Source organism: Cohnella phaseoli (genome assembly GCF_003386235.1).
In the GTDB taxonomy this organism is placed as follows: Bacteria; Bacillota; Bacilli; order Paenibacillales; family Paenibacillaceae; genus Cohnella; species Cohnella phaseoli.
Map to the genome: position 1 here is coordinate 184,177 of NZ_QRDZ01000007.1, position 21,401 is coordinate 205,577.

Here is a 21,401-nt window from a genome sequence, read left to right on the forward strand (position 1 = left end):
AGAAGAGGATGAACCCTTATGGGTCTCATCCTCTTCTTTTAGAAAATCCTCAAGCTATTAGTTCTGGTTGTGGAACACAGTGCTTGTGGTTTTGCCATTCGGAGCAGTAGCTGTTACAACGAACTGATAAGGCTTCGTAGTATCAGTTACACTAAATCCAGTAAACTCGCCAGTAATCGCATTGACAGTAACTGCAACGTTTGTCAATTCGGACACTGTGTAACGAACACCCAGCAGCTTATCATACGTGTTAATTGCATCCTTCTCGTATGCAACGCCATAGTTATCCGTTACTTTTGCTGCCATTTCTACTGGTGCGAACTTGTTATTCACAGCAGTACCAAGGTTCTTAGAGCCATCGGAAGTAATCGCGTCAGCAATTACAGCATCGTTTTTAACCGTTACTTTAGCACTCAGTGTTGCAGACTCGCCATTTGCTTTAGCGATAACAACAGAAACTGTAGCTTCACCGGCTTTGTTACCAACAATTCTGCCAGCATCGGCTTCTGCATTCACTACATTATTATTCGAAGAAGCAACGTTACGAACCAGCGATGGAACAGCTACAGAATTCCCAGCGTTATCCTTAACAGTCAAACCAACTTCTTTAGCTGGCAAGAAAGTAGAAAGTGACGTTGGTGCTACATTATCTGCAGTTGCAAATGCCGCAACTCCTGTAAACAAAGCTTTATTGTCTCTAGCAGCGTACAGAGTGATGTCGCCAACAGAGTAGTTCAGCGGTGTTTGAGCGTCAATTGCATCAATCGACACTGCGACTGTGCTGGAGATTGCTTTCCACGTTGTATCATTCTCCTCCAACGTAGCTTTAAGAGTAGCTCTGCCAGTAGAACCAGTTGTTGCTTGGAAGAATAGATCGCCGTTGATACTAGCAGTCGTTGTAGAGTATACCGACTGAGCAACGCTCGAACCTGTTCCAGCAACCGGAATAGCACCAGTTACTGTAATTCCCGAAGAAACTGCAGATGCGCCAGTTCCGGAACCGTTGATGAAGTCATACGAAACACGATAGTTAGCTGGAAGTGCTTTTTCGTACTTATCGCCATACTGGTCAAGAATGTTAATGACAAACTTTGATTCAGCATTCAGAACCATTTTGTCATGAGCCTTAGTAGCAACCTTCAGAGAAGCAGGTTTGCGCTCAGGGTTTACCTTGATTTGCAGTTGTTTAGAAGTATTAGCATTCGGAGAAAGAATGCTCAGGTTCAAGAATACAAACGAATTCTTAACTGCAGTAATAGACGGAAGATGAATTTTGCCTCTGTTAGGGCCAACCGTTACGATTTTCGCACCAGTACCGCCTACACCAGATCCATTCAAGATAAAGCGATCATTTTTAGCATTATCAGCAATTTCTGCTGCAGTCAGTTGATCACCATTAGCATCGAATGCATTGAAAGTGACATATTTATCAGCATCATTCTCTGCAAGTGTACCATCAAAGCCATTGAATTCAATGGAGGTAGCTACTTTGGAAGTTCCAACTTCGAACTTCGCAGTTGCAGTTGCAGAACCAACAAACAATGTCAGAGTATGAGTAGAAGCTTTGTCCGTCTTCTTATCAAGCGTTACACGCACTTCATACTCATCGTCACTATCATAGTCGTCAACCGTGACTTTGGAATCTTGAAGGTATGGCAGGATATTGTTGTTGAACACAGGGTTCAGGTTTTGACTTACTGCAACAGGATTGCCGTATTGGTCATATACACTCAATTGAGCAGTAGCTGTATCGCCGTTACCAATGATAGCAGCTTTACCGTTGTCATACTTGAATTCGCTCAGTTCAGCTTTGGAGATGAAAGGCTCAAAACCAAGTTTGAACGATTTGAACGCAGTCAGATGGTTTTCGTTAGCATAGACATAAATCGGAATTTGTGTCAGGCCTTTGTTGTAAGAATTTTGTGCTGTGTTGATTCTCACAACCAAGTAACCTTCAGAATCCTTAGTCAGCGTAGCACCGAGGATCGCATCAGCAGTAACAGTGTAGTTAGCGGAGTTGAACGAAGCCAACTTACCATATTGGTTTTCCGCTCTCAGTTTAACACGTGCAGCAGTTGTATACGCGATTTCGTCGCTTGTTGTTACGAAGTCAAGCTTCGCAACTTTTTCGTCTTCACCTTTGAAAGAAGCTGTAGCAGTAGCGATTTCCTCTGCATCAAGGCCAGACAGAGTGACAGTGTAGTCTGCTTCAGTGATCTTGGAGCTAGTCAAAGTCAGTGTAGCAGATTTCTTGTCTTCAGACCATTTCGTCTCAGTTGCAACAGATCCAGTTCCGCGCTTAAGAGCCAGTTTCGCTTTCTCTGTGTCAACAGCTTTGTCCAGAGTTACCGTTACTTCGTTGTAGTCGCTAGCTTTAGCAGAAGCTACAGAAACCTTAGCAGGTTCAACTTGGTTCAGCTTCTCGTAAACCGAGTAGCCAACAAGGATCGTTTGGCCGCGAGTAGCGTCAGCTTTGTAGTCCAGACCAGTAGCGATCAGACCAGCGTCCAGAGCAGCCTTGATGTAAGGAGCAGCCCATGCGGAAGCACCTTCAACTGCTTCAGCTTTCTCGTCGATCTTCAGATCAGCAGCTTGAACAGCAACTTTGATCACTTGCTCAACTGTTACGTTAGCTTTAGGATCGAATTTGCCGTTGTAGCCTTCAACCAAACCTGCTTTAGCAGCAGCTTCGATTGCGCCATACCACCATTGCTTGGAATTAACATCAGAGAAAGTTGCCGTAGCAGGCTTCTCTGGAGCCAATCCGGAGATGGCAATAGCGATCGTAGCGAACTCAGCGCGGTTCAGGTTAGCGTCCAGACGAGCATCGCCGTCAGGGTTACCTTTCAGTACGCCTTTATCAACAAGTGCTTGGTATTTCTGTGCAACCGTCAATTCAGTGTCGGCTGCAGATGCCATGGATGCGAACAAGCCGAATACCAGGGCGAAGGAAAGCAGAATAGATAAACTTTTCTTCATAACCTTTTTTTCTCCTCCTCGAGAAAATATCTGTTGTGTTTGTGTGTGAAAATTATAGCTCGAATCTCTCATTGGCGTTTTCACCCCCTTCCTTGAGAAGAGCATTGTCTATAATTGATGTCTGACGGCATGTCTATTTTAGTAGATACATGTCGCAGAAACTTGAAACCTAGTAATTGTAGTGCCATACAGGCAAAAAATGGGCAGGGTAAATTATGCCACTTTCTTCATTATACATGAGACGCTTGCCCAGCGTAAAGCACAAATTCATAGAGATGATGCGAGTTTTAGTTCCTGAGTCCCTCTCGTTGCGACCCACATCTTTAAACGCATGGGATTCGGAAAAGTTGCGGTCGAATTCAAAAACCTCAAACATTTTTATTGCGTTGTGCAGATCAACCGTTTCGTTATGTACGCTTAATCGCTACTTTAGTATAGCTTGGCCTATGCTTTAAATCATTGTCAAATCTTTTCCTATAGAACCAACATGCAACATGGCACGTCTTGGTGTAAAAGAGGGAGAGGGAGCCGCCCAAGGCGACTCCCTTAAATCTACTTATAGCTTCTTAAGCTTTTTCATGATCCGCTCCACAATAACCGCCGCATCTGCGCGTGTCAGATTGGAATTCGGTTCGAAGCGATACGACAATTTAGCTCCAGGAGTATTATTCGGAATCCCAGTAATATATCCGGCCTTCTGCATGGCCAGAACCGCACTGGCCGAATACACGCTGATCGTATTCGCATCCGTAAACAACTTCTGCAGTGATACAGCATCTTTATCCATGTCTGCCTTGCCCTTGACCAAATTCAGTGCTCTTGCGATCATCACAGAAGCATCCTCACGCGTCAAAGTATCGTTAGGCCAGAACAGCCTTGGCGACCTTCCGCGTATGAAGCCTTTTTTGACTGCTGTTTCAATGTAACGATAGTTCCACAATGCATCCGGGAAGTCGATCGCGATCACGTCATCAAACGTCATGTTGTTGGGATCATACTCCAACGGAATGTCCAGCATTTTAACAAGGACTTGGGCGAATTCGCCACGAGTTATATTGTCATATACGCCAAACGAGTTGTTATCTTTATTGAGCATAATTCCGCGGGAGAACATCGTCTCGAGCGCCAGACGGGCATATCGATGACCGACAATATCACTAAAGCTGTAACGAAGAGACATGACCGCATAATAACCAAAACCGTCAAAAGAACCCGTTACAGTCTTCTTCTTAGTGTCTACCGTGCCGCCAACGTTAACCCAGCCTTGTGACGTATAACGCCAAATGCTCAAATTTCGGGCAATGGCATCTACGATATTCGAATCATACTTGATTGTGATCGTTCCTCGTTGTGATGGTTCTAACCACTTGTCTGGATAGAAGGACCGAAGGTAGAACACATCGTCGCCATTATCCGTTGTCGCATATGGATGCATGGCATCAACCAACTGATAATCGTTGACCAATCCCGTACCCTTAAAGTATCCCGAATCCACCCAGAACAGGTTTGATGCAAATGTGAAGTTATTTTTCGGAATCAGACGATCTGTCGCTTCCGCTCTTACAGGAACATCTACCAGGATACCATCCATTGGGTTGCTCTGAAGATCAACCTCACCTACTGCATTGTAACGTTTGACCGTCCGACCGTCTTCACGATCCGCAATTCCGAAATAGAGCTCTTGAGCATCGAACAGGTTAATTGTCTTGACGTCTTGGCCCGGATTCCGGTTCGCCTGTCTCAAGAACGTGTTTTTAGGGAATGTCAACCCCAATTCGCCTTTGAACAAAGATATCTTGCCGGAGGTCGGCAACTTAGACTTGTACTGCGCCGTTACAGAACTGTCGCCAGCGTAGTTCACGGTAAAAGAACCGTTAATTTTCTGAGTTCCCTGCTGAACGGTAAACTTAATCGTATTCTTCCCAACCTTCAGACCCTTCAGTTCGTATCTGAAAATATCTCCTGTGTCTTTAACCATCGCGTTCTTCCCGATCAGAACCGAATCCGCTCCTTCGGCCTTAATGCTGACCTTCAGGAAGTTCGAGTTGATGACGCTCTCGTTCGGCAGTTGAGGCGATAAAATCAGAAACGGAGACAAATCACGAACGATCGTGTACGTTTCGGATACGGATACCGTACCTTTTCGTACAATAATGGTGATGTTCGTAGAGCCCGACTGTGGCAGCTTAACCTCTGACAGACGAAGCCGATATTTATATTCCGGATCTAAGTAGCTTGTTACCGCCATATTGTTATTCGGGTTTTCAATATAAAGCTTGATGGTATCGGAGATTTCGGAATCAAATGTTTCAATCGTTCCCGCACCCGGTCCGGAATCCGTAACGGTAGCCGTAACAACTTTTTTGCCGTCGATTTGGATCTCAGCACTCGTAAGCGCCTCAACGTCAAACAACAAATCCAGCGATCTCTCCGTGGTCGTGAATTGTTTGTCGCCTGTTGGAGCAAACTTGACTTCGATATCATTGAATTTACGTTTAATGTCCAGAACATTCGTATCCAACGAAGGCTCAATGACGAACGGAACAGGCCGAATGTTCTTGATTGCCGGATTGTCTTTAGAGAAGAAGTAAACCGTAAAGTTGGTCGATACTGGTACGCCGTTGGCGATTCCTTCGAAGATCAGCTCGTTAGCGCCCGGAAGAAGCTGAAGTCCGCCCGTAATCGCTGCAGTAGAGTCAAATCTGAAATCACCCGGTTTGTAATTGACTCCTCCAACCGTTTCTGCAGCCGTGAAGATCTTACCTACACCCGAAGTGTTAATCTGATACTTTTGGCCATTGAGCTTCATATAAACGCTATTTAATTCAGCAGCATCGGTCAGGTTGAAGTTGATGACTTTACCCTCAATGATTGGCAACGCATTAGACTCAAAAATTTGACCGTTGTACACGTTGCTTAATTGAATCGAAGGCGCAGGTACGAATACAATTGTACGCACTACGCTGTCGGAGAACGTGCCGTTAGTCACGGTGAACGTAAGCTCGACCGTACCTGTCGGCATTTTGTTAATCACTATTGCCGGCAGTCCGGAATTCGTCACCCTTGTGCTAAAGACAAAGTTCGCTCCCGAAACTGCAACTCCGTTCTGCTTTGCCGTTACAGTTGCCGTAACCCCTGTAGGATTGGCAACGTCAAGCAAAATCCATAAAGGAACGATGCTTACTGCGGAATTATTCGGGAATGAAGCAGACGAAGCAAACGCAATGGTAGATCCTGTGCCGCCCGGATCCGTTACGTCATATGCTTGCTTGATATCCGTAATATACGGCGAAGCTGCGTCGCGGTAAGTAAACGGAACTAAAATAAAAGGTGCGCCGCTCACGCTCGTATCGCTGATTTTCAAATTGTACTTGCCATTTGACAAGCCTGCAAGGCTTAGTGCGCTATCTGTAGTGATTGAATAGGTTGTTAAATCGCCTTCCACGACGACTCCGGTAGCCGGAACATAGCTCGCGTCGCTAGCGATCGAAGGAGACAGCGGATTGCCAGCGCTATCGACAAGTTCTACTCTGAACTCCGGAGGAAGCGCGGTCGGTGAAACGTTCGTTTTCAAAATGACTTTCGAGGTAACATTGCCGTTAGGGGCAGTGCTGAATACGGGATCGCCATCCAAGGCCGTTCCCGCCCAATTCACATTGTAGGCCGTTAATGAGCCGTTGAAGTAAACTAAATAACGAGTCAATTCATATGTTTTAGTTCCATTGCGAGCCAAAATGACAAGCTTATTATATCCCCGTTTTAATCCGAGATTGTTTAGCAAGAACGTTGTCCCTGAGCCCCCAAACATCTCTACGCCATTGATCGTTACATTGGTTGCGTTAGGAGCATTGACAGAGATTGCTTCGTTGGCACGGGCAGTTACGACAGGAGCCGAAGAAGATAACGGTCTGCCATCCGTAAGCTTAACCTCGGTAATTACCGGAACATTGGAAAAATTGACGTAGGCCACTCCGGAAACGACGTTACCGACCTGGTTAACACCTAGAACTGTAATCCGATTCAAGCCTTCATAAATCGTTACGGCGGCAAAACGGAAGGAGTTCCCGCCTGTAATGATCGGCTGCGTCGAGCTGTTCGAAGCTTCAACTGCTTGTCCGTTGACGATTTTCTCAACGCGATAAGACAAACTTGTTACGGAGTTAAACGTACCAGCAATCTCAATCTGATTGGAATTTACTTCTGTTGGAGAAGTGTCCGATGTGCTGAAATCCCGGAACTGAAAATATATAGGATCGGCCGCCTCCGATTTCGAAGGAGCTATTGGCAGCATCGATACGACCAAGGCTGCAACTAACAGCCACTGCATGATGCGATTAATCGTTGGTTTCACGTTCAAAATTCCTCCTCGTTAAACATTGGACACTCGTACTGGCTCCTAGATTGATAATTGCTGCTCTCGATTCACCGCCCCGTCCCATTGCTATGCCAGTTGATCAGACATTCCGTATACCTGTTTATCGGTCTCGAATCCTTGAAAGTTTAGCCATCCTTCGCCTTTTTCTCCTAAAATAAGCCTCAAGACATAACAAAGCCCCGAAATGCCGAAAGCATCTCGGGGCGAAGAATAAAAGCTCAACGCCAAACGATATTTTATTTCCGCGACCCCGTCTGAGGCTTCATCCGAATCCTCGCGAGAAAATCCAGAACCGGACGGCGGGTTTTGTCGACAATGCCGATCAGTTCCGCACCAATCTGCAGCAGGAACACAAGCGCACAGATAACGATAAACGTAATCCAGTTGCCCAGTCCTGTATTGGTGACGGACGATTGAACGACCGCACACGTACCGAAAAACGCCGCGATTGCGTAGATGATCAGAACGGTTTTGCGGTGGCTGAAGCCGAGCTGCTGCAGACAGTGGTGCAGGTGTCCTTTATCCGCTTCGAAAATCGGCTTGCCCTTCCGCCAGCGCCGAATGATGGCGAAGAACGTATCCGACAGCGGCACGCCGATGATCAGCAGAGGCGTTACGAACGACACGACTGTAATCTGCTTAAACCCGAGCATCGACAGCGTCGCCAGCGCAAAGCCGAGGAACAACGCACCGGAATCGCCCATGAAAATTTTCGCCGGGTGGAAGTTGAAGAACAAGAAGCCCCCGATGCTGCCAAGCAGCAGCGCCCCCAGCAGAATAACCGCTTCGTTGCTCATAATAATGCCCATCACGAGAATCGTGGCGATGGCGATGCCCGATACTCCGGCGGCTAGCCCATCCAGGCCGTCAATCAGGTTGATTGCGTTCGTGACGCCCACAATCCAGACAATCGTCAAAGCCACGCTGAACCATTCGCCGAGCGGCTGCATCGCCGAACCGAACGGAATGTTCAACAGGTTGATCTTAACTCCGAAGCCGAACACAACGATGCAAGCCGCGCCGATCTGCACGAGCAGCTTCAGCTTGGCGTTTAAGTCGTATTTATCGTCGAGCGCGCCCAGCAGCACGATCAATGTGCCGCCAACGAGCAGCGCGCTAATGAGATTGCGGTCGTATGCACTCAGGTAACCGTCCGGCACCCAAGGCAGGATACAGAGCAAACCGATCGTAAAAGCTGCGTAAATCCCTACGCCTCCAAGGCGAGGCATCGTTCTAGTATGGACCTTGCGATGATTCGGCTCGTCGATTGCTCCGACGCGGTAAGCCAGCTTCTTGACTAGCGGCGTCAATACCAATGCTAAAATCATTGCCGCAACGAATGAAATAAGTGCGATTCCTAGCATCCAACCGGACAATATCCACAACTCCCTTTTTTTCTGTACCGAAATGAATTATACTCCGGCCACAAGAAATTCAACAAGGTGGTCAATTCGTCGTTTTCAGCCGTTTTTCATGAATTAAGCGATTTTCACGAATGCTTTCATCGCGGATTGCCCGCTTTTAGGACTTTATCTCCGTCTTTAATCACTTTAAGCGCAAATCGAGGCAGCACCAGCATCCTCCCGAACCGCGAAGGCTCCTGCAGCAGACGATACAACCATTCCATCCCCGCCTTGCGGAAAATGAGCGGCGCTCGCTTGAGCTTGCCCGACACCACGTCGAAGCTGCCCCCAACTCCCATAACGACAGGTACTCCCAGCTGAGCCTGATACTTTTCGATCCACGGCTCCTGATTCATCGTGGACCGGGCGACGAACAGCATGTCCGGATTCGCCTCGCGAATCGCGGCCACGACCTCTTCATCCTCATCATCCTTGAAATACCCATCTCGGCAACCCACGAAACGCACCCCGGGAAACTGCAAACTCAGCTTCTCCTTCGCCGCTTCGATCACTTCCTTCGTTGCTCCCAGCAGATAGGCGCTCCAACTGCGCACGCTCCCTTCCTTCAGAAGCTCGTGCATCAGATCATAGCCGGGTACCCGCTCCTTAACCGGCTCATTCAGCCTGCGGGCAGCCCAGACGACTCCGGAGCCATCGGGAACGACGAGATCCGCCGTAGCGAGCGTCCGATGGAAGTCGGCATTTTCCAATCCGACCATCAGCATGATCGGGTTGCCGGTAATGACTCGATGAGGCGTCTTCGTCTCAATCGCATTTGCCAAATAATTGACCGTCTCTTGCATATTCATTTTTGAGAAGGGTACGCCGTACAAGGAAACCGTAGCAAACGCCTTCGTCTTCGCATTCATTAAAGGTCAACTCCAACTGATCAGACTGTCGTCTCATCTCTCAGGACTCGTTGTCCCCCGAATCGACGTTAGCCTACATATTATTTACGTATGAAAGCGATAATTTGTTGCGCGGGTTTGGCAGCTTCTTCCTTAAGCCGTTTGATCGAGCTCATTTTTTCGCTTTTCCACGCCTCCGGATCGCGCAACAGCGCTGCTGCCCTCTCGGCTGTAGCTTGAGCGTCGAGCGATTCCGTCGTCCCGATCGCTTTCTCGCCCAGACGCTGCAGAAATTGATCGATCTTCGGATCGTACGAAATGCCGAGCAGCGGCACCTCCCGATTCGCCGCATAAATCAGCGAATGCAGCCGCATTCCGATGAGCAGCGCGCATCGGCCCACCTCCCGCAGCATCTGCTGCGGGTCGTCGTGCGCCGGGGCCAACTCGAGCTCCCGCTCGGAGTATGCCCCCGTGCGCGCCAGCCGTTCCATCACGTAGCGGGACGAATCCTCGTCCGCGCCGCGATGGAACGGCAAAAAGCGCAGCCGCGCCCGCACGCCGTGCGCGGCCAGCGCTTCAAGCGCCGCAGCCGCGCGATCCAGGTCCGCGCGGTCGCTGCGCCAAAACCTGACGGACACGCCCACCACGGGCAGCGTGTCCACAACATCGGCGCCGCCCATCTCGTCGGCGCCAAGCCCTCCCGGCGGCAAGCCCATCACCGGGTCGGGCACAACCGCCACGCGGGACGCGGGCACGCCATAGCCGCGCAACAGCGCGGCCGACTCCTCGTCCCGCACAGACACGTATTGCGCGCGCTTGAACGCTCGCGCAATAAACGGCTTGAACATCGCCCGATTCACGGGCCCGATGCCCTGCGCAAACACAAACGTCGGCTTGCCGCACCAGCGGGCCATCTCCATAATCCCTAAATAATACGGAATGGAGCCCATGCCAGTTGCATCCTGCAGCAAACTCCCTCCGCCGCTGATCAGCCCGTCGCTCCCCTTAAGCGCCCGTCGGACCTCGGCCAGCTTCATTCGCGGAACGGCTTCGATGCCGTACTGCCGGCTTGTCCATTCCGGGTCCCCCGACAGCACGATTGGCTCCACTCTTACTCCAGCCGCGTCCGCAGCCTCCTCCAGCGCGGTCAGAATGCTTTTAAGCACCGCCTCGTCACCGCTGTTCTTAAACCCGTAATACCCCGACAGCACAAGACGATACATTTTCTTCTCCTGTCCGATTGCCCTCCGCCTCCGTCGCTTCCTTATCTCTCTATAGATACCCGTAGGATTCGCTAAAGCGCCGTTTCCTACATCACGCATTTCTACGTTAAACCGTTTCTTGCTCCAATGCCCCGACATACTCGATTTCTTTTACTTAACTGCCGCCTTTACTTATCTTGTTCTGTACTAATCTTCGCTTTACTCGCCGGCACCTTACTTATCTAATGCAGCACTCCTCTTGTGCCTTACTGTATCTTGCACCCTACTTATACAGTAACGTTACACCATACCCGCAGCCCATTTCCACAAAAAAATTTTCATTTTTCTCACAGAGCTTAAATTTAGCCGACTTCTTACGACAAGAGGAGCCCGATTAGACTCGGGCCCCTCTTCCTTTTCAATATCGCCACAGGGCTGCACATGGACTATTGCCCTGCATCTCCTAATACCTTTTTACCCCAACGCTGCCATAAACGTTCCAGCACCTGCCACACTGCAATTGCTACGAATCCCAGCAGCAGGCCGATTCCCAGTCCGAGCAGCACGCGAATAAACGATAACAGCAGCGGCGTATGAATATGAGCGAACGTATCCACCATCGACAACTGCGCGATCGTGCCTACGACCAGCAGCACCATGCCCCAACGATAGCGAAGCGCGATAAAAATGCCGGCAAAGAACAGCGGATGACCGAACATAAACTCCTTGATCCGCGGTCGCACGCCAAACGTATTTTCCATCAGCGAGCGGAATTCCTTCTCGATGCCCGTCACCTGTCCGCTATTGCCCGTACGGGACAAATAGTAATAGCCCACCACAGCAAGTACGCCTACGCCTGCGATCCACAGCACCGTGAGCGGCATAGACAGAATCTTCCTGGCATTGCCGATTACCGTATTGCCGGAGCCGTACAAGAACACGTACAGCGCCACAAGTCCGATAGGCACAAGATGCAGCGCGCTAACGCCGCGGAATTGCTGCAGCACCAGACTGTAGGAGATATGGTTGAGCAGCGCGACAACGAAAGGCACAGCCGCCAACGACAAAATCGTCGTTCTGACGAATAGCAGCAGCGCTCCGCCCAGTCTGTGCAGCGACGACATCTTCCGATCCTCCCCGCTGTCGCGGAGCACTCGAATGCGCTTGACGAGCAGGACGACAGCCGCCGTCGGAGCGGCAATCCCCGCCATCAAAGCTAGCGCCTGCACCATCAACGTCGAGCTAAGCACATACAGTCCTGCTCCTCCGACCGCCCCCGCGACCAGAGAAGGAACGAGCAGCGACGGCAGGAACAGACCGATCGTCAGCGCTACAAGCGCAATTGCGCCGAGCATTGCAACTCCGCGCAGCGCCATTTCGGCAGGAGCATGCTCAATCTGGAACGCCTTCGGCGATCCGATCTCGAAGCCGAAATCGTGCAATTGCTTCACGACGCCGACGCTGACCGTATTGCCGTCATCGTCTTTCTCGCCTTTCAGCACGTCCACGATATTTTGCAGCGGATGCGTGACTTGCCCTTTGGTTGAATCGCGAACTGTAATCGCGTTTAGATAGAGCAAACGAATGTTGCGATCCTTAACTGCCAGCACGAGCCTGTCTTCCAGCACGGGCTTTTTGATCACCGACATTTCCGCCTCGCTGACGGAATGCGCGCGAATCGCATTGTAACCGAGCAGATTGGCCAGCTTGGACATCCCTTTCTGCGGGATGCGCAAGTTTTCGAAAATAGCCACTCCGATTCCATGTTCCTTCAGTTCTCCGGCGAAAAACGTAATGCCCTTGTGTTTCTCGTCGTCATCCGCAAACCCGGTAACGGCCTCGCCGTCGAATACGATACGGTCGATTCCAAGCTCTTGATAGCTATCGAGCCATCTGGCCACTTCCGTCTGATCGAACGGGTCAAAACGGTCGGACAGCCTCGGAATAACGAGGAAGCCGGCTTCGCTCAGCGACTTGATCGCAAGCGGATTCGGCTGCATCGGCCGCAGGATTGCATCATCGTAGCCCATGCTTATACGCACGCCGGCTTGTCCCTTAACGGACCAACTTGTCACTTCCGCCCCATGGTGCCGGAACGCCCACTCAATGATCGGACGGAACGTCGCTTCATGCTCCGGACGGTTAAACACGACGTACGTGCCATTGTCATCAGGAGGCGAGACGCGACCTTCGAGCAGCGCGGCTTGCGTAGCGTTGTATACATTCACCTCGCCCGCCCAGCTCAGCTCCTCCAGCGTGCTCTCGAACACGACCATTCCGTTGACTCCGGCATCCTTCAGCAGTCCAATCTGTTCCTCCACAAAACGCCGAGGATCGACTTGCGTATTCGAAACTTGCAGCAAGTCACGATAATCCATGACGATTGCGACCTCATTGGCGGACTGCTCAGTCTGCTCCCTTGCGTAGACGACCGGCAGCGACGCTATAACGCCGAGCAGCACGACCCACCAGAGCCATTTCGCCATTATTGTATTCAATCTATTCACCCACTGAGGCACAACAGTCACTCCTTAAAGGTAATTCAAAAAATCCACTTTTGATCACGATGTATTTCCGAGGAGCCTATTCGACGTCGAATCTTGAACTCAACCGGACCTTCCGGTACTCATGTAGGTTCGCCTACACTCCGTTCCTCAGTTCCTAGTTTCGTTCAACCTTCTCGGTGCTGAAAACCGGACTTTTTGAACTTTCATCTGAACGGTAATTCAAAAAATCCACTTTTGATCTATCCTAACGAGTCGACGCGCGCCATCACGGAAGCCGCCAGCTTCTGAAGAGAAGCGGAAGCTTCCCCGAGGCCCTGACCGCGAACCGCAAAATAAACTTTGATCTTCGGCTCCGTGCCCGAAGGACGAAGGCAGAACCACGAATTGTCCTCCAGCAGGAACTTCAGCACGTTCTCGGCCGGCAGTCCGTCGAGGCCCTGCGAGTAATCGAGCATCTGCGATACGCGAACGCCCGCAATCTCCTGCGGAGGAGCGTTGCGCCAGTCGTTCATGATCGCGCCGATCTTCTCCACGCCGTCCTTGCCTTTAAGCGTGCGCGACTCCAGCTTCTCCAAATACGTACCGTATTGCGCGTACAGCTCCAGCAGCACGTCGTACAGCGTCTTACCTTGGGACTTATAATAAGCGGCCGCCTCGCTAATCAACAAGGAAGCGACTACCGCATCCTTGTCCCGCGCGTAAGTTCCCGTTAAGTATCCATAGCTTTCCTCGTATCCGAAAAGAAACTCATGAGAGCCGTCCTTTTCGAACTTCGTCATCAGCTCTCCAATATATTTGAAGCCCGTCAGCGTACTGAACACCTTACAGCCGTAAGAAGCGGCAATGTCGGCCCCCATCTCGCTCGTCACAATCGTCTTGATGACCGCGCCGTTTGCAGGTAGCTTGTCCTTAGCTTTCAAAACAGACAATAAATAATGAACCATAAGTGCGCCTGACTGATTGCCCGTTAGCACGACAAATTCGCCTTTGTCGTTCTTCACGACTGCGCCCATCCGGTCGCAATCCGGGTCCGTACCGATAATGAGATCGGCTCCGACCTCTCCCGCCAGCTTAATCGCCAGCGTAAAAGCCTCCTGCTCTTCCGGGTTCGGCGATTTGACCGTCGGGAACATGCCGTCCGGCTGCTCCTGCTCGCGCACGACGCTTACCTTGGTGAAGCCGGTCTGCGCCAGTACGCGCTGAATCGGCACGTTGCCCGCGCCGTGCAGCGGCGTGAACACAATGCCCAGCTCCGCTCCGGCTCCGCCGCGAATTAGCTCAGGCTGCACGACCTGCGCCGCCACCGCATCCACAAAACGCTGATCCGCCGCATCGTCCAGCCAGACGAGCAGCCCTTGCGCCTCTGCTTCCTCGCGGGACAATCTCTTCACCTGATCGAACGAAGCGATCGCCCGAATCTCGCCAATCACCTGTTCCGCTTGATCGGGAATCAACTGACCGCCGTCCGCGCCGTATACTTTATATCCGTTATATTCCGGCGGGTTATGACTGGCCGTGACGACTACGCCGCCCGTCGCGCCAAGATCGCGGACCGCAAACGACAGCTGCGGAGTCGGACGCAAGGAACGAAACAAATAAGTACGAATTCCGTTGGCCGCCAGTACGCATGCCGCTTCCAACGAGAAGACATCGGAATTGCGACGAGAGTCGTGCGCAATGACGACCGAAGGGGACGAGGATTGTCCGAGCAGGAAGTTCGCGAAGCCTTGCGTCGCCTTGCCGATCACGTAACGATTCATCCGGTTCGTTCCGGCTCCCATAACGCCGCGCAGCCCGCCGGTGCCGAATTCCAGCTCCCGGTAGAAACGATCCTCGATTTCCCCGGCTTGTCCGGCAATGCCTCTGAGCTCCTCTTTCGTCTGCTCATCGATGTTGACGTCTTTTAACCATCCCTCATATAATTCCAATGGATTAATTGCGGACATCATACCCCACCCTTTCTATTATTAGCCTTTAGACGGATCGGACAGCGCGAACATCAGCTCTCCCTCGGCCACGACTTTGTCGCCTACGCGAGCGACGCCGCGTCCTTTGCCGATCGGCCCTTTCAGGCGCGTTACTTCCAGCTCCAGCGTCAGCGTATCTCCCGGCTTAACCTGCTCGCGGAAACGGAATCCGTCGATGCCGGCGAAAAAGCCCAGCTTGCCCCGGTTCTCCTCCAAAGCCAGCATAGCCACCGTACCGACTTGAGCCAGCGCTTCGACGATCAACACTCCCGGCATAACCGGATAACCCGGAAAATGCCCGACAAAATACGGTTCGTTCATCGTCACGTTTTTGAGACCGACCGCTCTCTTGCCCGGCTCAAGCTCCAAAATCCGGTCAACGAGCAGAAAAGGCGGGCGATGCGGAATCAATTCCTGAATTTGTACGATATCGAGCATGGGCTATTCCTCCTGAATATTCGAGTTTCTTACGCATAAGCCTTCGCCTGACGGCGAATAATACAGGCATCCCTCCGGCGAGCTGCAGCAGCCGAGGTTGATATAGGCTGCCCGCTGTCGCTTGGCGATGTCCAATCCGACGGCGGGTTTCTTGGTTTTCTTGCGCACGCCTCAGGACACTCCGTTTATTTTTCTGAATTTCATAAAATAAATGAACGAAGCGATGAACGACAGCGCAATTCCTCCCCACAGTACCGGGACGCCTCCCGGCAGCTCTAGCATCAGCAGCGTAATCGCAAGATAGTAAATAATCGTTGTCGCCTTGCCTACTCCATTTGCCGGAACCGTCTTAAAACCGCGGAAATAAAAAACAGCCGAGCCGACGATCATCCCCAGCTCCCGGAAAGCCATCGCGATAAAAGCGCTTAAAGGAAGCACGCTCTTAATCAGCAGCGAGAGAATGACGGACAGCATCATCAACTTGTCGGCCAACGGGTCCAGCATGCTGCCCGTGACGGTAACTTGTCCGTTCTTTCGGGCGAGATAGCCGTCGAGAAAATCGGTAAATCCGGCCAGCAACAGCGTGAGCAGCGCCGCAAGCGCACAGCCTTCGAAGTACAGCACCAAAAAAACGGGAATTAGCACGAAGCGGGACATCGTAAGCAGATTTGGCACGTTCATTCCCGCGTTCCTCCCGTCTCTCTCAAGTTCCCCATCATTATAACGCTCACCTCTACAAATGAAAACTCCCCGAGCTATAGCCGGGGAGCTGCAGTCCCGGTTGCAAAGCGCAGACTCGCGTCAGCCGCCTTCCGCGAACACGAGATCATACATATGCTTCCAGGTTTTAATGTCGAATACTTCCGATACAGGCTTATCCCCAAGGACGGAAAATCCGATTGCGAGTCCGACGATAAGCGCGGCAACGCATAGAACCGGTATAATCAATAACTTTATGCTCATCCAAACGACCCGGGCAATTATCCTGCCAAAGGAAGGTTTGCTCTTGCCGTTTGAACGGGAAGGTGCTTTCATGAAATGTCGTCTCCTTCGACGAGCAACGGCGCGGCTGTCTGGCCGCTTTCAATCCGCTTCGCATTAAGCGCGCAGGTTGTTTGCCATCCCCATCATCTGTTCGCTGGAGGACAACGCCCTGGCGCTAAGCTGGTACGCGCGTTGCACCATCATTAAATCGCTCATCTCGTCCGCCATATTCACGTTGGATTGCTCTATGAAGCCTTGGCGAACCGCAATGCCGGCCGCGTTGATATCGCCGGGCTCCCGAACGACGCCGTTTGGATCGACTCCGTCCGGAATGCCGTACAGATTGTCGGCCAGCGTCCGAAGCAGCTCGGCGTTAGTGAGCTCAACCACTTTCAGCCGGCCCAGTCCGACCGACGCGATGCCGTCGGCGGCAACGGCCGTCAAAGTTCCGTCAGCGGCGATCTGCAGATCGTAACCGTTCGGCACGCGAACCGGTTGATTCCCGGCTCCGATAACCTGCTGGCCGGTATTCGTCACCAGAACCCGCTGGTCCTGCCCGTCGGGAAGCAGTTGGAACGGGCCGTGCCGCGTAAAAGCGCGAGCCCCGTCAACGGTCTGAACCTCGAACAAACCGTTGCCCTCGATCGCAACGTCCGTCATGATGCCGGTTTCCAGAAGGGAGCCTTGGGTCATATCCGTATGGATTTGCATCAGCCGCGTTCCCCAGCCTTCGACGAGACCGAGCGGAGATTTTCTTCCCGGCTGGTTGAAATCGTTCAACTGGTTATTGACGCTCGTCAAAATGTCCTCGAATACGGCCGTCTTGCGTTTGTAGCCAGCCGTATTGACGTTGGCGAAGTTGTCGGCGAGCATGTCCAGCTTCTGCTGCAGCGACCCCATCGATACGGATGCGGTAATCATGGAAGTGTTCATTCAGCTTGCTCCTCCTACACTCTGCCAATTTCGTTAACGGCTTTGTCCAAGCTGCGGTCATATGTCTGAATGACCTTCTGATTCGCCTCGTACGCTCGAAGGGCGGCCATCAGATCGATAGCGGCCTGCGTCGTGTCCACGTTGGAGCGTTCCAGGAAGCCTTGCCGCACCTCGACTTGGTCCCCCGCTTCCATCTGACGCAGGCCGTTCGCTTCACCTGCATAACGGAAGCGGCCGTCGCCTTCGCGAACGAGCAGATTCGGATTGTCCACACGCATAATGCGAAGCTGCGGATTGCCCGGAAGCGCCCCGCGAGTCTCGGCATTTACGAGCCGCCCGTCCGCCGTTACGGCGATATTCTCCCACGACTGTCCCAAAACGATCGGCTGTCCGTCCGCTCCCGTTACCGGGTACCCGTCCGATGTGACCAACGTGCCGTCCTGCGTAGTCTTAAAGCTGCCGTCGCGCGTATAGCGCTCCTGTCCCGCAACGTTCACGGCGAAGAACGCCTGAGGCTGATACGTAATTTGCCCGTTCGCGTCCACGGACTTGCCGGATGCGTCGAAGTTGACGCCGTCCACAAAAATATCCGATACGAGCGCCAAATCCTGATTCCGGTAGGTTTCCTTAAGGTCGCCCTGCGCCATGCTCAGCAGATTCTCCTCGGAGAATACGCCCATGCTCATTTTGCCTACCTTGTTAGCAGACGGGTCCGATCCGCCCATCGCGTAGACGAGCGCTTCCGGAAACGTGCGATTGACCGCATTGCCGCCCTTGAAGCCGACCGTATTGATATTTGCAATGTTGTTCGTGATCACGTCGTGCCGCCGTTGCTGGGCGATCATTCCCGATGCGGCCGTATAGAGCCCTCTTAACATGGAGCCTGTCCTCCTTGCGTATGCTGGATCCGGTTGCTTGCATCCTCCAGGGCGCTCTTAAGCTTACCCTAGCCTGCGGGTCATCTTATCCAAATGATCGAGCATAATTCCGGTGCCCTTCACGACGCAATGCTTGGGCTCCTCCGCGATCAGCACCGGAACCTTGATCTCCTCCGCGAGCAGCGCGTCCAGTCCGTCCAGCAGCGCGCCGCCTCCGGTCAGAATGACTCCGCGGTCGATAATGTCCGCGGACAGCTCCGGAGGCGTACGCTCCAGCACCGTTTTGGTCGATGCGACAATCGACATGATCGGCTCCCACAGCGCTTCTCGAACCTCGTCCGAATAGATCGTAACGGTGAGCGGCAGACCGGATACCATATCCCTGCCGCGGATATCCATCTCTTCCCGGCGGCCGTTCATATACACGGTGCCGATCTTGATCTTGATATCCTCGCTCGTCCGTTCGCCGATCAACAGCTTATACTTGTTCTTTATGTATCTCATAATCGCGGCGTCGAACTTGTCCCCCGCGACTTTAAGAGAAGAGGCGGTTACGACGTCGCCCATGGATAGAACAGCGACATCCGTCGTACCTCCGCCTATGTCGACTACCATATTGCCGCTGGGCTGGAAAATATCCATCCCCGCTCCGATCGCGGCCGCCTTCGCTTCCTCTTCGAGGAACACTTCTTTAGCGCCGCTTCTCTCTGCCGCTTCCCGAATCGCCTTCTGCTCCACCGACGTAATGTTCGTAGGGGCGCAGATCAGAATGCGGGGCCTGCTGTACCAATTTTTTCCTCCGACCCGTTGGATAAACGCCTTCAGCATCATATCCGTCACTTCGAAGTCGGCAATGACGCCATCCTTAAGAGGCCGAATAGCAACGATATTTCCCGGTGTACGTCCAACCATCCGATGGGCTTCTTCTCCCACCGCTACTACCTTGCGCGTATCGGTTTCCAGCGCAACCACGGAAGGCTCGTCGAGCACGACTCCCCTGCCTTTTACATGAATGGATACGTTCGCCGTACCCAGGTCGATGCCGATGTCTTTGCTAAACATGCGTCTTTTATCCCTCGCCAAAATGGAGTGTCGATATTGTAATAGTATAATATTCGATGCATGCGCGGCAAATCCTTCTTTTCATTCGACATCATTAGCAAAATTATGCTTTTCCGGCTGTCATAACCTCCCGTTTCTTGACGGTCGTCTTCTTGTACTTGATTTTAGTCGCTTCTCCTCCTCTAAGGTGCCGGATCGACTTATGATACTCAAGGATGTGCTTGACCTGGTCAGCCAAATCCGGGTTGATCTCCGGCAGCCGCTCTGTCAGGTCTTTATGCACCGTGCTTTTGGAGACGCCGAATTCCTTGGCAATCGTACGAACCGTATTGCGCGTCTCCACAATGCAGCGGCCAATCTTGATCGTGCGTTCCTTGATATAATCGTGCACGCTCCCGCCTCCCTGCTGAAATAGATTGGTACAGTATATGAGGGGCGCGGTCACTTATTCTAGATTGCCAAGCCTGACAGGCTAGGAAAGTCCCTTTTTTGACGGAAAATATGGGTCTGACGGCCGAAAAGCTGAATCTTTAGCCCTATAAAAAAAGACGAAGGGGGACTTCCCCTCTCCGTCTTTGGGACATGTAGGTATGGTTAATTGTCAGCTTTGCCAACAATTACGACATTCGTATGGGACTGCAACTCCAACGTATAGGGAACAATGATGTCCCTTCCGTCGCTCTCGCGGAACACTTGGACTTGCGGTCTTTGAATCGGGCGGCCGGACGTCTCCACAACCGTCGCAAGCTGCCCGCTGCTCAGCTTCACCCTGGTCGAGACCGGATAGATAATGACATGACTGAGGAACGAGCGGATCAGCTCCCAATCGAAATCGTAATTGCCCGAAGCCGACAAATATTCAATCGCCTCCGCCGGTCCATAAGCGTTCCGGTGATGCCGCGGAGAGCCCAATGCGTTATACACGTCCGCGATTGCAACGATCTGCGCATATTCCGGAATTTTATCGTTCATCATGCCGAGCGGGTAACCCGAGCCGCGATAACGTTCGTGATGCAGCAGGGCGCACTGCGCGGAAAGCGAAGGAATCTCCTTCATCCCCTTCAATACCCGGTAGCCTTCGCTCGTGTGCTGACGCAAAATCTGCTGCTCCGACTCGTTTAATTTCCGATTCACTTTAGTAAAATCCACGGGCAGCCTCGTCATGCCGATATCGCAAAACAATGCGCCCGTCGCCAGCTCGTACATCTGCGACTTGTCCAACCCGCGCGAGATTCCCATAATGCTCGAGCATAACGTCACGTTTAATGCATGCTCGAATAAGATCCGATCCGTCTGCAGCAGAATGCCCAATTCCTCCGCAAGCGCAGGCTGCCGCGAAATCTCCAGAACGATATCGCGAAAGGTCTGACGAAAATTCGCCTCCGGGAACGGCAGGACGATCTGCTCCATCATCAAACCGCGGTTTACGAACTCGCCGATGATCCTCCCCGCTTCCTTGCGGGGCCTGTCGTCATTTTTCATTGCCGCGATGTCGGGACGTTCCCACGCTGCAATCACGGCTTCGCCGCGCTTCCTGCCTAGCTCCCCGCCGGTTTGGCCGGACCCGTTGGATAAATGCACGTATTTGATTCTGAGCGCCTTCAGCCTCTCGATATAATGCTCCGTAAGCACGGAGCCCGCCTCCAGCATAACGATGCCGCTATGGTTCAACACCGCTTTCTCCAGCACGTCGCCAGGTTTCAGTTCCGCGGTAGCCACGATCCTCATCCTTGTACTCCCCTTCGAATCATCGGATTTCTGCCATCGTTTCTCTACCCTCTCGCTATTGCAAAATTATCACATATCCGCCCGTTTCTTGTCGAGA

16 protein-coding genes are annotated in these 21,401 nt (G+C 52.1%); all 16 read right to left on the bottom strand.

Annotated features, from left to right (window positions below):
• Nucleotides 1-57 precede the first annotated feature (57 nt).
• The gene (locus DFP98_RS11215; RefSeq protein WP_181917622.1) at nt 58-2,979 is read right to left on the bottom strand and encodes an S-layer homology domain-containing protein; all 2,922 of its coding nucleotides are present in this window, start codon (nt 2,977-2,979) and stop codon (nt 58-60) included.
• Nucleotides 2,980-3,535: 556 nt separating this feature from the next.
• Nucleotides 3,536-7,330 (bottom strand): S-layer homology domain-containing protein, encoded by a 3,795-nt coding sequence (locus DFP98_RS11220; protein ID WP_116060679.1) that lies wholly within the window; start codon nt 7,328-7,330, stop codon nt 3,536-3,538.
• A 260-nt stretch (nt 7,331-7,590) separates the two neighbouring features.
• On the bottom strand, nt 7,591-8,718 hold the full coding sequence (locus DFP98_RS11225; RefSeq protein ID WP_116060759.1) for a glycosyltransferase family 4 protein: 1,128 nt from the start codon (nt 8,716-8,718) through the stop codon (nt 7,591-7,593).
• A gap of 137 nt (nt 8,719-8,855) precedes the next feature.
• Nucleotides 8,856-9,626, bottom strand: a complete 771-nt coding sequence (locus DFP98_RS11230) for a WecB/TagA/CpsF family glycosyltransferase (RefSeq protein ID WP_116060680.1) — start codon at nt 9,624-9,626, stop codon at nt 8,856-8,858.
• An 80-nt stretch (nt 9,627-9,706) separates the two neighbouring features.
• Nucleotides 9,707-10,828, bottom strand: a complete 1,122-nt coding sequence (gene csaB / locus DFP98_RS11235; protein ID WP_116060681.1) for a polysaccharide pyruvyl transferase CsaB — start codon at nt 10,826-10,828, stop codon at nt 9,707-9,709.
• Nucleotides 10,829-11,253: 425 nt separating this feature from the next.
• Nucleotides 11,254-13,326, bottom strand: coding sequence for a DUF5693 family protein (locus tag DFP98_RS11240; RefSeq protein ID WP_116060682.1), 2,073 nt, complete (start codon nt 13,324-13,326; stop codon nt 11,254-11,256).
• Between the two features lie 227 nt (nt 13,327-13,553).
• Entirely contained in the window at nt 13,554-15,263 is a 1,710-nt protein-coding gene (locus DFP98_RS11245; protein WP_425455531.1) for a phospho-sugar mutase, read from the bottom strand.
• An 18-nt stretch (nt 15,264-15,281) separates the two neighbouring features.
• Complete coding sequence (fabZ, locus tag DFP98_RS11250) at nt 15,282-15,719, bottom strand: 3-hydroxyacyl-ACP dehydratase FabZ (RefSeq protein ID WP_116060684.1); 438 nt, start codon at nt 15,717-15,719, stop codon at nt 15,282-15,284.
• A gap of 3 nt (nt 15,720-15,722) precedes the next feature.
• Nucleotides 15,723-15,887: a hypothetical protein gene (locus DFP98_RS39020; protein ID WP_181917624.1), complete on the bottom strand. Its 165-nt coding sequence runs from the start codon at nt 15,885-15,887 to the stop codon at nt 15,723-15,725.
• A 3-nt stretch (nt 15,888-15,890) separates the two neighbouring features.
• Nucleotides 15,891-16,400 (bottom strand): CDP-alcohol phosphatidyltransferase family protein, encoded by a 510-nt coding sequence (locus DFP98_RS11255; RefSeq protein WP_116060685.1) that lies wholly within the window; start codon nt 16,398-16,400, stop codon nt 15,891-15,893.
• Nucleotides 16,401-16,520: 120 nt separating this feature from the next.
• Nucleotides 16,521-16,754, bottom strand: coding sequence for a DNA-directed RNA polymerase subunit beta (locus DFP98_RS11260; RefSeq protein WP_116060686.1), 234 nt, complete (start codon nt 16,752-16,754; stop codon nt 16,521-16,523).
• A 63-nt stretch (nt 16,755-16,817) separates the two neighbouring features.
• The gene (locus tag DFP98_RS11265; RefSeq protein ID WP_116060687.1) at nt 16,818-17,636 is read right to left on the bottom strand and encodes a flagellar hook-basal body protein; all 819 of its coding nucleotides are present in this window, start codon (nt 17,634-17,636) and stop codon (nt 16,818-16,820) included.
• A 14-nt stretch (nt 17,637-17,650) separates the two neighbouring features.
• The gene (locus DFP98_RS11270) at nt 17,651-18,514 is read right to left on the bottom strand and encodes a flagellar hook-basal body protein (protein ID WP_116060688.1); all 864 of its coding nucleotides are present in this window, start codon (nt 18,512-18,514) and stop codon (nt 17,651-17,653) included.
• 63 nt (nt 18,515-18,577) lie between these two features.
• Nucleotides 18,578-19,576, bottom strand: coding sequence for a rod shape-determining protein MreB (mreB, locus tag DFP98_RS11275; RefSeq protein ID WP_116060689.1), 999 nt, complete (start codon nt 19,574-19,576; stop codon nt 18,578-18,580).
• Between the two features lie 103 nt (nt 19,577-19,679).
• On the bottom strand, nt 19,680-19,967 hold the full coding sequence (spoIIID, locus tag DFP98_RS11280; RefSeq protein WP_094047597.1) for a sporulation transcriptional regulator SpoIIID: 288 nt from the start codon (nt 19,965-19,967) through the stop codon (nt 19,680-19,682).
• Nucleotides 19,968-20,170: 203 nt separating this feature from the next.
• Nucleotides 20,171-21,304, bottom strand: a complete 1,134-nt coding sequence (locus DFP98_RS11285) for an HD-GYP domain-containing protein (RefSeq protein ID WP_116060690.1) — start codon at nt 21,302-21,304, stop codon at nt 20,171-20,173.
• Between the last annotated feature and the right edge of the window lie 97 nt (nt 21,305-21,401).

Excerpts from the sequence above, each read along its gene's own strand:
- DFP98_RS11215 (WP_181917622.1), bottom strand. The coding sequence starts at position 2,979 with ATGAAGAAAAGTTTATCTATTCTGCTTTCCTTCGCCCTGGTATTCGGC.
- DFP98_RS11225 (WP_116060759.1), bottom strand. The coding sequence starts at position 8,718 with ATGCTAGGAATCGCACTTATTTCATTCGTTGCGGCAATGATTTTAGCA.
- DFP98_RS11230 (WP_116060680.1), bottom strand. The coding sequence starts at position 9,626 with ATGAATGCGAAGACGAAGGCGTTTGCTACGGTTTCCTTGTACGGCGTA.
- csaB (WP_116060681.1), bottom strand. The coding sequence starts at position 10,828 with ATGTATCGTCTTGTGCTGTCGGGGTATTACGGGTTTAAGAACAGCGGT.
- DFP98_RS11245 (WP_425455531.1), bottom strand. The coding sequence starts at position 15,263 with ATGATGTCCGCAATTAATCCATTGGAATTATATGAGGGATGGTTAAAA.
- fabZ (WP_116060684.1), bottom strand. The coding sequence starts at position 15,719 with ATGCTCGATATCGTACAAATTCAGGAATTGATTCCGCATCGCCCGCCT.
- DFP98_RS11255 (WP_116060685.1), bottom strand. The coding sequence starts at position 16,400 with ATGAACGTGCCAAATCTGCTTACGATGTCCCGCTTCGTGCTAATTCCC.
- DFP98_RS11260 (WP_116060686.1), bottom strand. The coding sequence starts at position 16,754 with ATGAAAGCACCTTCCCGTTCAAACGGCAAGAGCAAACCTTCCTTTGGC.
- DFP98_RS11265 (WP_116060687.1), bottom strand. The coding sequence starts at position 17,636 with ATGAACACTTCCATGATTACCGCATCCGTATCGATGGGGTCGCTGCAG.
- DFP98_RS11270 (WP_116060688.1), bottom strand. The coding sequence starts at position 18,514 with ATGTTAAGAGGGCTCTATACGGCCGCATCGGGAATGATCGCCCAGCAA.
- mreB (WP_116060689.1), bottom strand. The coding sequence starts at position 19,576 with ATGTTTAGCAAAGACATCGGCATCGACCTGGGTACGGCGAACGTATCC.
- DFP98_RS11285 (WP_116060690.1), bottom strand. The coding sequence starts at position 21,304 with ATGAGGATCGTGGCTACCGCGGAACTGAAACCTGGCGACGTGCTGGAG.